This is a genomic window from Streptomyces sp. NPDC052101, assembly GCF_040680235.1.
Lineage (GTDB): Bacteria > Actinomycetota > Actinomycetes > Streptomycetales > Streptomycetaceae > Streptomyces.
This window is the reverse complement of record NZ_JBFAWH010000019.1, coordinates 105,018-118,972: the sequence shown is the minus strand read 5'-3', so window position 1 is coordinate 118,972 and position 13,955 is coordinate 105,018. Positions and strand designations below refer to the sequence as shown.

At 69.5% G+C, this 13,955-nt stretch carries 10 protein-coding genes; 4 read left to right on the top strand and 6 right to left on the bottom strand.

The window, feature by feature from the left end:
• Positions 1 to 475: 475 nt before the first annotated feature.
• Entirely contained in the window at positions 476 to 715 is a 240-nt protein-coding gene (locus tag AB0L75_RS29895) for a hypothetical protein (RefSeq protein ID WP_365186982.1), read from the top strand.
• Between the two features lie 78 nt (positions 716 to 793).
• Here the strand turns inward: AB0L75_RS29895 and AB0L75_RS29890 are convergent, their stop codons facing one another.
• From AB0L75_RS29890 to AB0L75_RS29875, 4 genes are all read right to left on the bottom strand, one after another.
• On the bottom strand, positions 794 to 3,466 hold the full coding sequence (locus tag AB0L75_RS29890) for a glycosyl hydrolase (protein WP_365186979.1): 2,673 nt from the start codon (positions 3,464 to 3,466) through the stop codon (positions 794 to 796).
• 150 nt (positions 3,467 to 3,616) lie between these two features.
• The gene (locus AB0L75_RS29885) at positions 3,617 to 4,153 is read right to left on the bottom strand and encodes a hypothetical protein (protein ID WP_365186977.1); all 537 of its coding nucleotides are present in this window, start codon (positions 4,151 to 4,153) and stop codon (positions 3,617 to 3,619) included.
• A gap of 120 nt (positions 4,154 to 4,273) precedes the next feature.
• Complete coding sequence (locus tag AB0L75_RS29880) at positions 4,274 to 6,712, bottom strand: choice-of-anchor P family protein (RefSeq protein WP_365186974.1); 2,439 nt, start codon at positions 6,710 to 6,712, stop codon at positions 4,274 to 4,276.
• A gap of 594 nt (positions 6,713 to 7,306) precedes the next feature.
• Complete coding sequence (locus AB0L75_RS29875; RefSeq protein ID WP_365186971.1) at positions 7,307 to 8,290, bottom strand: hypothetical protein; 984 nt, start codon at positions 8,288 to 8,290, stop codon at positions 7,307 to 7,309.
• Positions 8,291 to 8,543: 253 nt separating this feature from the next.
• Here AB0L75_RS29875 and AB0L75_RS29870 point away from each other — a divergent pair, with 253 nt between their 5' ends.
• Together AB0L75_RS29870 and AB0L75_RS29865 are read left to right on the top strand one after the other, a co-directional pair.
• On the top strand, positions 8,544 to 9,194 hold the full coding sequence (locus AB0L75_RS29870) for a papain-like cysteine protease family protein (protein WP_365186968.1): 651 nt from the start codon (positions 8,544 to 8,546) through the stop codon (positions 9,192 to 9,194).
• Positions 9,195 to 9,333: 139 nt separating this feature from the next.
• A complete protein-coding gene (locus AB0L75_RS29865; protein ID WP_365186965.1) occupies positions 9,334 to 10,128 on the top strand; it encodes a hypothetical protein in 795 nt (264 codons plus the stop codon).
• Between the two features lie 343 nt (positions 10,129 to 10,471).
• Here the strand turns inward: AB0L75_RS29865 and AB0L75_RS29860 are convergent, their stop codons facing one another.
• Positions 10,472 to 11,380: a LysR family transcriptional regulator gene (locus AB0L75_RS29860; protein WP_365186963.1), complete on the bottom strand. Its 909-nt coding sequence runs from the start codon at positions 11,378 to 11,380 to the stop codon at positions 10,472 to 10,474.
• Positions 11,381 to 11,573: 193 nt separating this feature from the next.
• On the opposite strand from AB0L75_RS29860, the gene AB0L75_RS29855 reads away from it, so the two are divergent.
• Positions 11,574 to 12,269, top strand: coding sequence for a type 1 glutamine amidotransferase domain-containing protein (locus tag AB0L75_RS29855; RefSeq protein WP_365186960.1), 696 nt, complete (start codon positions 11,574 to 11,576; stop codon positions 12,267 to 12,269).
• Positions 12,270 to 12,386: 117 nt separating this feature from the next.
• Here the strand turns inward: AB0L75_RS29855 and AB0L75_RS29850 are convergent, their stop codons facing one another.
• A complete protein-coding gene (locus AB0L75_RS29850; protein ID WP_365186957.1) occupies positions 12,387 to 13,316 on the bottom strand; it encodes a GNAT family N-acetyltransferase in 930 nt (309 codons plus the stop codon).
• Positions 13,317 to 13,955 lie beyond the last annotated feature (639 nt).

Here is a 13,955-nt window from a genome sequence, read left to right as displayed (position 1 = left end):
GCGCCCGGTTCACCACGAGTCATCTCGTTCGACTCGGGCATCCGCTGAGTCCCTCCACTCGCAACTGGAACCGAACTACGGTCGAGAACGTCGCAGTGGCGTCCGGTCATAAGAGGGAGTGGTCATGATGATGGAGGACTGCAGACGCGGGCAGTGGCCCTGGCTCGGGGCCGTCCTGGTTGCCGTCTCCTGCCTGTTGACTGCCTGCGGCGGCAGCAGCGGCTCACACGCGGACTCGACACCACCGCCTCGTTCGGCCGATCCGGTAACCCGAAACCCCTCGGAGAGCGGTCCGGGCACACCGGACCGCCCAGCCTCACCATCCGCCACGGCCACGGTCACGACGCAGGCACCGTCACCGTCCCCGAAGGAAACCCCGACGCCTCCAGGTACGGCCTCCGCGTCCCCCGGCTGCGTCACCGGCTCGGCCACCGTCACCCACAGCTCCGGCGACGCCTCCGCCCACAGCCTTTGCGTGCGATCCGGCACGACGGTGACCGTGATCCTCCAGCCCCGCCCCCAGGGCACCTGGCCGCAGCCGCACAGCAGCAATCCCATGCTGGCACTTGTGACGTCCACCGCCACGGACAGCAAAGGGGTCACCCGCGTCACGGTACGAGCCGCGCGCACCGGGTCGGTGACCGTCACCTGGGGTCCGCAAAGCGCACCGCTCTTCACTCTCCGGCTGAGCGTGGCGGGGTATCCGGTGCAGTGACCAGAAAGCCCTGACGGCCGGTGTGCACCCGCACAGGGAGCACGCCGGCCGTCGTATATGCCGGGAAGGCGGCAGTGATCAGTCGTTACGGCCCTTGAGGCGCCGTACGTCGAAGGACCAGATGCCGCGGCCGTGGGTGGCGGCGTACAGCTTGCCGTCGGGGCCGAGGCGGAGCTGCATCACGGCTGTGGTGGGCAGGTCGTGCCCCAGGACCAGCCACTTGGTGGCCCCTGCGGGGCGGTAGAAGGTGGCCAGGTCGGTACCGAGGGCGAGGCCGCCGTTCGGGAGGAGCTTGACCGTGTCGGCGGGGACGTCGGGCAGGTTGGCGGAGATGTCCGTCCAGCTCGCGCCGCCGTCCTTGGATTCGAAGACGTGGCCGACACCGGCACCCGGGCCCTCGGTGAACCGACGGGAGAAGCCGTTGACCGCCACGTAGACGTGCTGGGCGTTGGCCGGGTCGATCTCGAAGCCGGAGATGTAGCGGTTGGGGATGGTGCCGTCGACCGGGAGGTTCAGCTGGTGCCAGCCGGTGCCGTCGGCGTTGCCGACCGCGATGCCGCGGGTGAAGCCCTGGTTGTTGCAGGGACCGCACCAGCCGACGTAAACCGTGCCGCCGGAGGACGCCACGGCCGTGGCCACGTGTCCCTCACCGAGGTCGTAGGCGTTCGTCCACTCCTTGCCGGAGCGGATCGCGTAGCCCTTGGTGTTCACCCAGACGTGCCGGCCGCCCGCGATCCAGGTGTTGGCGTCCTTGGCGTCCGCGGCGATCGGCGCGATGAAGCGGGCGCCCGCGCCACCCTGGTCCTTGTCCGGCGGGGCGACCTCGTACTCGGTGGCCTTGGACGGGTCCGTCGACCATGAGCCGTCGTTGACGCCGCAGTCCTGGGTGACCCACATGTCGAGGTAGACGTACTCGGCGGCGATGTCGCAGCCGTTGGCGGGGTCGGTGATGGTGTCGCCGCCGTCGCCGCCGAAGTTGGAGCCCATCACCTTGTCCCGGCCGCGCAGGATCGACTGGCCGTTGTCCTGCAGGCCGCCGGTGACCGAGACGCCGCCGTTGGCCAGGTCCTTGCCGACGCCCACGGAGTAGTACTGGAGGGCATCGAGGGTGCCGTCGTTGAGGGACTGCCAGTCCTTGGCGTGGCCGCCGGAGTCGACGGCGCCGTTGAGCGGGCGGCGGTAGATGCCGCCGTCGTTGCCGACGTACGCCCAGCTCTGGCCCTTGTAGCTGCCGATGGCGACGGCGTGCTGGTCGGAGTGGACGGTGGGCGAGCAGTCACCGGTCTGCTTGGAGGGGTCGATGCTCCAGCACGGGAAGGGGAAGTTCCAGTACGGGCCGGGTGTGGTCCAGCTCTGGCCCCCGTTCTTGGTCTCGAAGACCTCTTCCAGGCCGAGATAGACGTGGTCGGCGTTGGCCGGGTCGATCTGGAGGAACTGGTTGTACCAGGACTGGATGCCCGGCATGTAGCCCGCGCCCTGGAGTGCGGAGCCGGACGCCTTCAGCTTGGTGTAGTCCGCGATCTGCGTCCACGGCCCGAACGGCGAGCCGTCCTTGGACACGTACACGCCCTTGAGGCCGCTGTCCGGGTTGGCGGCCATCTGCGCCGGCGACTGGTCGATGGCGTACAGCCGCGAGCCGTCGGCCGCGGCAGCGAACGTCATGTTGCCGACGTCGGCACTGCTGGTGGGCAGGTCACCGAGGCCACTGACCGGCTTCCAGCTGCCGTCGTCCTGCTTGGCGTACAGCCCGTTGTAGGTGTCGCCGCCGCGCCAGCCGACCGCGAGGAGGACCTTGTTCGGGTCCTTCGGGTCGACGGCGATGTCGTTGGCGATGTTCTTGTACGGCGCGCTCGGGTCGTCCGCCTTCGAACCACCCGGGAGATAGTCCGGGTTGGGGGCGAACTCGTGCTTCCAGGGCCCGGACAGGGTGGTCGTGGAGTGCGACCAGACGCCGGTGCTGGTCGCCGCCCACGCCGTGGTGCCGGCGAAGCGCAGCGCGTGGATGACGGTGGACTCCAGTTCGGCGCCGCCCACGCGGTCGCCGGGCTGGAACTGGCCGTGGCGCGGGTCCTTCAGGACGTACACGCCCGTGCCGACGAACGACGTCGCGCCGGTGTTGGACTCACCGGTGGCGTACCAGAGCCGCTGCTGGCCGTCGAGGGTGAGGGTGCCGGTCGACAGGGACGGCAGCTTGTCGGCGATCGGCTTCCAGTGTCCGCCGCCGATCGTGGACCGGAAGACACCGCCGTTGGCGCCGCCCGCATACACATAGCCCTGGTCGTCGGCGGCGATGCCCGTGATGCGTCCGGCGACCTTGCCCGCGCCGCCGCTGGAGTTGGAGTTCACATCGCGGTAGCGGGGGTCGTCGGAGTTGTAGGCCTTCTTGGTGACGTGGTCCCAGCCGCCGCTGGTGTGCTTCATCGACTGGAGCTGCTGCCAGGCCGCCCCGTAGGCGCCGGGTGCGACCACGCCGGGCGCGGTGCGCGCCTCGGTGAACTGTGCTGTCGCCTCGGCGGAGTTCTCCGCCTCGTCGGCTCCGTCGTCGTCGCCCTCTGCGGCAAGCGCGGATATTCCCTGGCCCGCGTGCACCGCCTTGATGTGCTGCCGGCCGATCGCGGCCTGGTGACGCGCCTGCCAGGGGCGCGGTCTGGCGTTGCTCGACGCCGCGAACGACTGGGTGCTTACCAGTCCGAACGCGGCCGCTACGACGGTGCAGGTTATGAACCGTCGCTGGTGCTTAGGGGGCAACATGCCCTCTCCTCCCTGCACCGGGCATGGGGGTGCCCCGGCGCAGTGGGGATCTTGGCGTGACCACAACAGCCACACAAAGGGTTCACCGGAAGAAATGGCGGGATGTTTACCTTGTCACTCACATGGGCCCGAACTTCCCTCTGACCACAACTACTTTGGGCCGTAGATGGTGACGTCAGCCACCTCCGCCGCGCGCTGCGTCGACCAGGCCGACGCCCCGCCCGTGCGAACGAGGGTGAAAGTGAGGTCGCGCTTGCCGGGCAGCATCTTGTCGAGCGGAATGGTCACCGTGCCGGCGGGGCCGTTGATGGGGAGATCCAGACGGTAAGAGCCCGGGCCGCCCAGAGTCAGACGCAGCCGGTAGCCGCCTGAGGCGGTGAAGTGGAAGCCAGTGACGGTGTAACCGACCTTGGCGGGCAGTGTGATGGTCCCACCGGTACGCAGGGTGGTGATGCTGAGTTCGGGGGGCGTGGCCGGACTCGACGGCGCGGCGGTAGTGGGTGTCCCGGCCTCCCCTGGCGTCGTGTGCGTGGCCGACGGTGCGGGGGCCGTCGCCGACGGCGTGGGGTGCGTAGGGGAAGGGCTGGGACCCGCTGAGTTGCTGCCGCCGGAAGAACAGCCGACGAGCAGGAGTGTGGCGGCGGCGAACACGACCGCCGTGGGCGGAAGTTGGCGGCGGGCAGGCATCGGTTCCTCCTCGTCCGGCCTCGCCTGGGGATGCCGGACTACATGGTGTCGTCGGTTCGACGTGGGGGTGGTGCTCGGCGTTCCACTTCCGCACCGCACCACCCCCACGCACGCATGGGATCAAACGCAGTTGTGCGCGTCGCTGGTGGCGGAGCCGACGACGACGTCGACCAGTCCGCCGACGGCGGTGAGATGGACGGCGTTCACGGTCAGACCGAAGTCCGCACCGGGAACCGGCGTCTGCTCGTTGATGGTCAGTTTGGCGCCGCCTCCGAGGTCGATGGAGCTGTTGGGCGCGGTGGGCACCGTGGTGGGTATCCCCGCGATGGTGAGGGTCAGAGTGGCGCTCCCGGTCGTCTTCTGGCAGGTACTGGTGGAGGAGGCGGTCAGTCCGCTGATCCCGATCACCGGCAGCCCCGGGATACCGATCGAGGCGTCCTTGACGGTGGCGGTGGCCGTCGAGGTTCCCGGTGCCAGCGAGGTGACCACCTTCGGGCACAGGGCATGGGCCGTGATGATCACCGCGTCGACGGACGCCGCGCACGGCGTGTCCGTGGTCGATGCCTGGGCGGTGCGGATGGCGCCGGTGTCCGGGGTCGGCTTCAGGTCGAGCTGGGTCAGAAGCAGGTCGACCTTGCCGGTGATCCCGTAGGCGTGTCCGGTGTAGTACTCCAGCTTGAGCTGGGCGGTGGCGCTGGAGGGCCGGTAGTAGGCGTCGCCGCCGAAGGACGCCGTCATCGGGACGGTGGCGGCGTCGTTGAGGGGCTGGTTCGCCTTGTCGATCGTGCAGGACGCATGGCCGGCGGAGTCGGTGGTGCCGGTGCAGGACTGCTGGGTGGCGCCCGTGCCGAGCGCGAAGGAAACCGTACGGCCGGCGATCGGCGCGGTGGCGTCCTCGGTGAGGGTGCCCGACAGGTGTACCGGGGTCCCGTTCGCGATCTTGGCGGGACCGGTGTAGGCGAGGGCGCTCTCCTCCTTGGTGATGGTGAACGCCACGGAGGTGCTGCTCGGGGCGGTGTTGGCGTTCCCCGCGAAGCTCGCGGTGATCGTGGTCTGGCCGGGGACGTTCTGCGGCGTCAATGAGCAGCTCGCGTTCCCGGAGGCGTCCGTGGTGCCGGTGCAGCTCTGGCTGCCGAGGGTGAAGTCGACGTCGGCGCCGGACACGGGGCTGCCACCCGCGGTGAGTTGGGCGCCGGCGGTGAAGGCGTCGTGGTAGTCGGCGGTGGTGGGGCCGGTGTAGGTCAGCTTGCTCGCGGTGGGCGGTTTGACCAGCTGGACCCGGGCCGTGTACATGTCGAAGCTGCTGTGCGCGCCGTCCGGATTGTCGCTGGTGCTGTTGGAGTTGTCCGCCCAGAACGGGTAGAAGCTGCCGTCCTCGTAGGCGAGCCCCGTGTAGTCGCCGTAGTCGATGCCGTTGTGCGCCTGGGAGGCGTTCGACGTGCCGTCGCTGACCCGGTCGTTGGCCGCGAAGGCCGTGCCGTCGTCGCTGGTGGCGGCGTACAGCTGCGCCGTGTCGTTCGCCGTGCCGGCGTTGCGCGCGTCGTGCCAGGACACCGCGAGCTTGCCTGATGTCTGGTCCAGCGCGATCTTCGGCAGGAACTGGCTGTTCGTCCCCGTGTCGTCGTTGACCCGGACCGGAGAGGTCCAGTGCGCCCCGGAGTCGTCGGAGTACTTCACGAAGATGTCGGTGTCCGCACTGCCGTTGGAGGGGGCATCCGTGTAGAGGAAGTACAGCCGCCCGTTGTGCGCGCCGCCGCTGCGGTCCCAGGCCAGGCCGGCCTCCGCGTCGATCATGCGCTGGCTCTGCGCGGGGATCGGGTAGAAGGCACCGATGTTCAGGTCCACGGCCGTTGCCTCGGCCTGGAAGCCTCCCCCGCCCAGTCCGTCGAGGTCGAGGGCCGTGTACAGCTTGCCGGCAGCGCTCCCACCCTGCGGCCGCTGGTACGTCACCATGACCGAGCCCGTCGGGCCGACCGCGATGTCCCCGTAGTCCCCGGACCCCGCCGCCTGCGGGGCGGAGAAGGCCCCGACACCGGAGGCACCGGCACCGGTGACCTTGGCTCCGACCGCGGTGATCGCGTTGTTGTGGCCGCCGTCGGTCCACACCGCCCAGACGCTGCCGGCCCCGGTGGTGATGGTGGGCTGGTCGGGCTGATCGCCGGAGGCGAAGTCGGCCAGCCGGGAGAAGGTCTTCCCGCCGTCCGTCGAGAGGACGATGTGGACGGCGCCGGATGTCGTGTCGGCGTCCAGGTAGACCAGGAAGAGGTTTCCGAAGGAGTCCCAGGACAGGCTGGGATCACAGCATGACTTCGCCAGGCCGTCATTGCCGTCGGTGATGGTCCGGTGCGTCCAGGTCGCCCCGTGATCGGTGCTGTACGCCGCGGTCATGCCGACGCCGGCCCCGTCACCGTTGTTCGACACGGCCGCCAGGTGGCTCGGGTTCGTTGGATCGACCGCGATGGCGCCCTCGGCCTGATTCCCCGCGCTCCGCGTGACATTGACGACCGCGCCGACCGTCGCCGCCCGCGCCGGCGCCGCCAGCGCCGCCGTCAGCCCCAACCCCCCGGCTAAAAGCAACAGGCTCGTGGTCAGCGCCGTACAAGCACGTCTGATGGAGCCACGTCTCTTGCGCATGCGATCCCCTCCCCGTTGGCGGCGTCCACCGCGCGAATGGCATGATCGCGACAAACGAGTCGCGATGTCCGAGGCTAGGCGCCTGGTGTTCCTGCGGAAGGGGTGCAGCTGTGAACGTTCTGTGCGGTCCTGCCCGTTACCGGAACCACTGGGATCCAGTTCTTGGGCCCTGCCGCCGCCCGCGCCAGGTCGGGGTCGGTCGGGTCGGGGCGACGGCGACCGGCAGCGCGGTGGTGGCGGCTGTCAGCAGAAGGAACCGGCCGTCAGCAGCCCACGGTCACCGGACGACCCGGGGCGGGTGTGCCGACCGGAGGGGTGTCGTGCGCGGTGTGGCCGCGGCCGTGGCCGTCGCGAACGGACCCTGGTCCGTGCCGGTGAGGAACAGCCCGCAGTCGGCGTCCGTGGAGCTCTGCGACGCGTTGGCATTGACCTTGACGAACAGCGGCCGTACAGCGAAGCGGCCATCCGTGGCGAGGCAGCGCAAGCGGCTCCGCCACGAGCGACGCGGTGGCAACCGCCTCAGTCCCATTCCCATGTGATGCCGAGGACGCCCGGCCGAATCTGCTGCTCCACGAGGTGGACCGAGCCATAGGCGTTCAGTGTCAGATCGGCGATCGCCTCAGGAGGGGCGGTCGCCGAGGGACGGGCGAAGCGACGGCAGTGGACGGGCAGGGCGGCGCGGTCGAAGCCGACCTGGAGGACATACTGACCGCCGCCGTAGGTGAAACCACGAACGTACTCATGGCTGGGCTCGCCGGTTCCGTCCTCGAAGCGGTACCCCAGGACGGCGGTCTCCCCGACTCTCAGCCGCCCGTCGAAGAGCAGCTCGACGACGATCACCCCTGAAGCGCCGTGCCGCCGGATCCGCCCGACCCGGCAGTTGCCGAGACCGCGTACCCGTACCCGTTCCGTGTCGCAGCCCGGGTCGCCGTGATAAATGGCGAGATAGCGGTCGACGCCATCGCGATGGGCCCGTACGACATGGTGCGAGTCGCGGGCGGCGAGTTCTCGATCGGCACCGATGTGAACGTGCTCGTAGTGGATCACGGTGTGCAGCCCGCCGTCCGCCGGTGCCGCCAGACTCGCCAGCAGCGATTCGACCGCGGCGGCGGGTTCGAGGAGGGTGCGATACGGGCGGGCCGGGGGATGGTCGCTGGTGGCACGCGGGCCCAGCAGGCGGGTGAGGGCGTGCGAGGGAAGTTCCAGGACCTCCTCGAGCGCGGTGACGGCACGAAGCGACTCGGGCCGCTCGGGCCGCCGCACACCGCGCTGCCAGTAGCTGAGGCTGGTCACACCGACACGTATGCCGCGCTGGGCCAGCCGGTGCTGCACACGATGCAGAGCCAGCCCGCGTGCGGCAAGCGCGGCCCGGAGCGCGACGGAGAACGGGCCGGTGCGCAGGGCTTCGGCGAGTTCGGCCTCGGGGGTGGGGCGGCGGGAGGAGCGGAGGGCGGGGTCGCCGGGGCGTGGGGTGGCACGGCGATTGGCACTGTGAGCTGCCATTGGGCCCCTCCCCTCCCCCCACCCCCCTCGGATTGTTTATCTGTGAACGTTCACTTCCCCGTCCCGGAACGGGGCGTCACTTGCACTGCCACCTGCTGGTACCTGCCGTGGCGTTCACAACCGTACGGGTGGAATTCACTTCGCCGCCAGCCCTGTGGATAACTTCATTGACCGAGGCCTGACAAGAGATCGATGCTGCTGTCGCAGCGTCCGGACGCGCTCCTCCACCCCCACCCTGACTGGGAGGAACGCCATGTCCACTACCACCCCGGGCCGCAGACGCCTGGCGTCAGCGGTCCTCGCGGCCACCGCCGTGCTGACGGCCGCCCTCGTGCCGACGGCCACCGCGCACGCCGCTCCACTCTCCGCTCCGCTCTCCGCTCCCCACGCCGCTCCTCGGGCCGCCGCTCACCCCATCGTTGCCGCCGCCAAGCGCCTCAACATCACCATGCAGGCCCAGCAGAACAGCAACTGGTGCTGGGCGGCGAGCGGCAACACCATCGCGTCGTGGTTCGGACGCAACTACACCCAGAACCAGTTCTGCGACGCCGCTTTCAACCGGCCCCAGGGCAGCACCTGCGGCAACTGGCAGGCGGCGTTGGACGACGTACAGAACGCCCTCGACTGGATGGGCATCAACCCCGGTACGTACGTGAGCGGTTACCTGCGCTACGGCACCGTTCAGAATGAGGTCAACGCCGACCGCCCCATCGAGACGCGCATCGAGTGGAGTTCCGGGGGCGGGCACATGCATGTGCTCTACGGCTACGACACCTCCGACAACCAGGTCTACTGGGGCGACCCGTGGCCCTCCAACTACCGCTACAACTGGGGGGATTACGACTACTACGTGAGCAACAACTCGTTCACGTGGACCCACTCGCTCTACGGGATCGGAGCGTGACCCCATGACCCCGATCCGCACGTCACCGATCCAGACCACGCCGACCCAGACGTCATCGAGCGGCACGTCACCGACCCCGGCGTCACCGAAGCGCCCCGCAGCGAACCGGCATGCGCCCGCCGACCGCAAGCCCGTCCGCATGAGCACGGCGGTCGTGGCGCTCGCCGCCACCGCGGCCCTCGCCGCACTCACCCCCGCCACGGCCCACGCTGCGGCCGCCGACGGCTTCCCCGCGCCCTTCACCGCCGGCGACACCGCTCAGGCGCGCGAGGCGGCGTCATCCCCGGCCACCCTCCTCACCCTCTCGCGCTTCTTCGCCCGCGATGGCGCGATCGCGCAGAGCGCGGCCCGGCCGCACCTGGTCGGGCCGTCGGTAACCGTCTACTTCCTCGACCCGGGCTTCGTGGCCGGACGCCCGGGCGCCCCTGTCGCCGACCCGCAGTTCGTCGCGAGCAAGGCGGTCTCCGCGAACGGCCAGGTCGCCTCGGTGTGGACCGTACGGACGGCGAAGGGGTGGAAGGTCGTCAACATCGCTACCGGCGGTGACGAGACCGACTACGTCAGCGAGGCGCACGGCCTCGGAACCGTCTTCCGGGAACCGCAGATCGACGCCTGGTACGTGGTGCGCGACGGCCGTGTGCTGCCGCTCGACCCTGACGCGCGGCGTGCCGTGGGGAAGAGCGGCGTGACCGTGGCCGCCTACCAGCGCCTGGTACACAAGAAATACGGCGACAAGCTCCCTGGGTCCGCCTACGACCGAGCGGGCAAGGGCGGCGGTTACGGCGGTACGGCCGCGCCCCCACGCGCGTCCGCCGAGCCCGCAGCGACCACCGGGGTAGCCGTCACCGCGGGCGCCGCCACTGCGGCCGTCGCCGCCTTGCTCGGCACCTGCTTCGGCGTCCGCCGCATGCGGCGCAGGCGCCTCGTCAGCTGAGCCACCTCCCCGGCACCGCGCCCCCGTGCCTCAGGCCCACCCGGTCTGCGGCACGGGGGCCGCTCGCCCGGCCCTTACGGGGGGGGCGCTGGCGTGGTCGAGCGAACCGCCCATGGCTTGGGCCGCCTGGACCCCCTGGTCAACGTCAGCCTCATGGGCCTGATGTACGGGACCCACGCGGCCGTCCCGCACCCGCTCAAGGCAGCCGTCGAGGAGCGCGCGAAGAACTGGAACCCCAGCGCATCCGCGTCTCCGTCGCGGAGCTGCTCATACTCCCCACCGAGCAGTGCCGATACCGCAGCCCCAGCGTCGGACCGCCGCGGCCCCGGGGTGCTGGCTGGGCTCACCAGGTCTTCGCGGCGGCCAGGAGAGACTCGCGCACGAGCGTCAAGTGGGGGTTGGTGGCGCTACCCGGGCGTTGCACGAGGTAGGCGGTGTTGATCGGGGGGTCCTGCGGCTGGTGGAGCAGCTGGAGGGCGCCGGAGGCGAGTTCGGTGCGGCACAGGTAGCTGGGCAGGACACTCCACCCGGCGCCGGCGGTGACGGCGGTGAGGACACCGCGCAGGTCCGGGACGGTGATCGTGGCCTGGACATGCAGCCGGCGGTTGAAGACGTGGCGCCAGTACCGGCGGGCGATCGGCAAGTCCTCGGCGTAGGCGATCAGCGGGAGGCTCTCCAGGGTGGTGGGCAGCTCTTGCCCCTTGAGCTGTTCGGCCCATACAGGTGTGGCGACCAGGACGAATTCCTCGTCGGCGAGGAGTTCGGTGTGGAGCGTGCGCCCACGGGGCCGGCGGGTGGCGACGACGAGGTCGTGGCGTCCGGCCCGCAGTTCTTCGAGCAACGGTTCGGTCAGTCCGATGGCCACCCGCAGCCGGACGCCCTGCGTGACCAGCGGGGCCAGCACCCTGAGGCCGACGACGCCCATGAACTCCGCGGGCCCGGCCAGATGCACCGGCGCCGCGACGCTGCCGGACTCTTCGCCGGTGATTGCGGACAGTTGGTCGAGGGGCACCGACAGCTGCCCTGCGAGTTCGTCCGCGTGGGGCAGCGGGGTGACGCCGTGTGCCCGGCGCTCGAACAGCTCGCGGCCCAGGCGGTTCTCCAGCGCCCGGATCTGCATGGTCACGGTGGACTGCGACAGGCCCAGTCGTCGTGCGGCGGCGGTGAAGGATCCCAGGCGGTGCACGGCGAGGAAGGTGCGCAGCAGGTTCAGGTCCAGTGGACTGCTCCCATGAGTCTCCTGATCGCTCACGCTGTCGAGCCTACGAGGTGCGCAGGCAAGCCACCTGCCCACCCGTCCCCTTGCAGGGCATCGGTTCGTCGATACCTCGTATCGGTGCCTTCATTGGCGCCGATAGTCCAAGACCTTTAGTTTCGAGCATGAGTGCGCCGACGTTCTGAGTACGCAGCGTCAGAGCACGCCCCCGACTCTCGGAGACCACACCATGTCGAAGATCCTTTTCGTGATGACCGGCGCCGACCACTGGACGCTGGCGGACGGCACCAAGCATCCGACCGGCTTCTGGGCCGAGGAGGCCGTCGCCCCGTTCCAGGCGTTCACGGCCGCCGGCCATGAGATCGTCATCGCCACGCCGGGCGGCGTCGTACCGCCCCTGGACCAGGGCAGCCTGGCGCCGCAGTTCAACGGCGGCGAGGAAGGCGCGAAGAAGATGGCGGACGCCCTCGCCGCGATCGGCGAGATCCAGCGCCCCATCAGTCTGGAGGACGTCGACCTCGACGACTACGCCGCCGTCTTCTACCCCGGTGGCCACGGCCCGATGGAGGACCTGGCGGTCAACGTCGACTCCGGCCGCCTGCTCACCTCGGCGCTGAAGTCCGGCAAGCTCCTCGGCGTGGTCTGCCACGCCCCGGCTGCTCTGCTCGCCGCGGTCGAGCAGGACGGCACCAACTCCTTCGCCGGGTACAAGGTGGCCGCGTTCACCAATGCGGAGGAGGCCCAGTCGGGCCTTGCGGACAAGGCGAAGTGGCTGCTGCAGGATCGTCTGACCGAGGCGGGTGTGCAGGTCCAGGTGGGCGAGCCCTGGATCCCGAACGTCGTCGTGGACCGCAACCTGGTGACCGGTCAGAACCCTTCCTCCTCCGCGCCCCTGGCGGCGGAGCTGCTGAGGAAGCTGGCCTGACACGCGCAATCGCCGATCGCACAGGGGGGACTGGGGGCCACGTTCACCAGCCCGGACAGAGTTGGTTCACTTTTACGACGGGGCCCGCCAGGCAGCCTTTTAGCGCCCGGTCTTGCTTTAGCGCCCGGTCTTGATGAGCGGCACGTCTCGTGTGAATTTCCGGAAGCCGACGCTGTAGTACAGCCCGCGCGCCGCGGGATGCCCCGGCGCGCCCAGACAGGCGACCGTCATGTGATCGGCCCCGGCCTCCCGTGCCAGATGCATCCCGCGCAGCAGCATCGCCCTGCCGAGCCCGAGCCGCCGGTAGTCCGGATGTGTTCCGACCGGTTCGAATTCGGCGGTGCTGTTCGCCTCGTCGAGCCACATGATCGTCGATGCGGCCATGGTTCCGTCCGGCGCCTCCACCAGGACGTGCAGGTCGCCGCGGTACGGCGGTGTCCGCCGGACGCCCTCGTAGCCCTCGGCTGTGTATGTCGACGGGGCCCAGGCGTCCACATGGGCCTGGACCGCGGCCTGCGGCCCGGCCTCGTCGGCGGTGCGGAAGCGGAAGCCGTCCGGCAGCACCGGCTGTTCCACGTCATCGAGGTCCCGCTCATTGAGTTGAGTCCAGGAGCCGGTGTCGCCGAGCGAGGCCGGATCGGTCTCATAGCCGTGCGCCGCCCATCGTTTCAGCGCGAACTCAATCGGCGAACTGCGGCTCACCGTGCGCTCGATGCCGACCGTCACACCGTCGTACCAGTCGATCACCTCGTCCACCAGCTCGCTGTGGTCGGGATGGAGCTGATAAGCCAGATAGGCGCTGGTGACGTCCTTCACCGACCCGTCGTTCCGCGTCACCTGGTGTAGCAGAGAGGCCCAGCCCCACGCGACCAAATCGTCACCGGAGAACCACAGCCGACGCAGCCAGCTCTCGCCTTCGCATGCATGCCCTTTGCCCCAGATCCAGGCCAGCTCTCCGAACGACGCGTCGCTGTTCACCAGGTCGGGTCGGACGGCCGTAACCCGCTGCGCCAGGCTCTGCATGAGCTGCACGTCCGCGGCAGTCATGAGACCGGAGTCATCCATGGTGCGCCACTGTGCCAGGGCTCCGCGAAGCCGTCGGACCATTTCCCGGGGCGAGGGTTGCCGCAGCCGGCGGCACAACGCCCAAAGCACATCGGTAGCACATCATTGGGCTGCCCGGATCGTACTGGTGGCAGTGCCATCAACTTCCGTCAGTATGACTGTCGTTGACGCCGTCCGGCTCCGGAGCGGTTCGTTTCAGGCCCACGCCCACGAATCCGGGCCGCCACCCTCCCAGTGAATCCCGTCCCAAGCCGCTATATCCAGCTCGTCCGGGTTTCCAAGCCCGGCATCCTGGAGAATCACCGGCAAGTCGTGCAGGGAACGAGCGGTACCGGCGAGCCGACCATTCACCCAGACTTTGCGCCGGCCCTCAGGGGAGGGCGGGCCTACGATCACAGGCTTCATGGCATCCAGCGAACAGGCTAATGCCGCGCGCTGCCTGTCCGAACGAGCCAGACGCGGGAATGCAGGAAGCCGAGGTTTCCTCTTCAACGGTGGTACAGCATTTCGTGTGTGGTGGTGCGAAAGCGGTCTCATCGTTCCACAATGGTGCCCGGTGAGGACATGTCCGCCAGCTGGCCATAGCGAAACAGCAAGAAGGAACAGGGTGAGGTGACGACT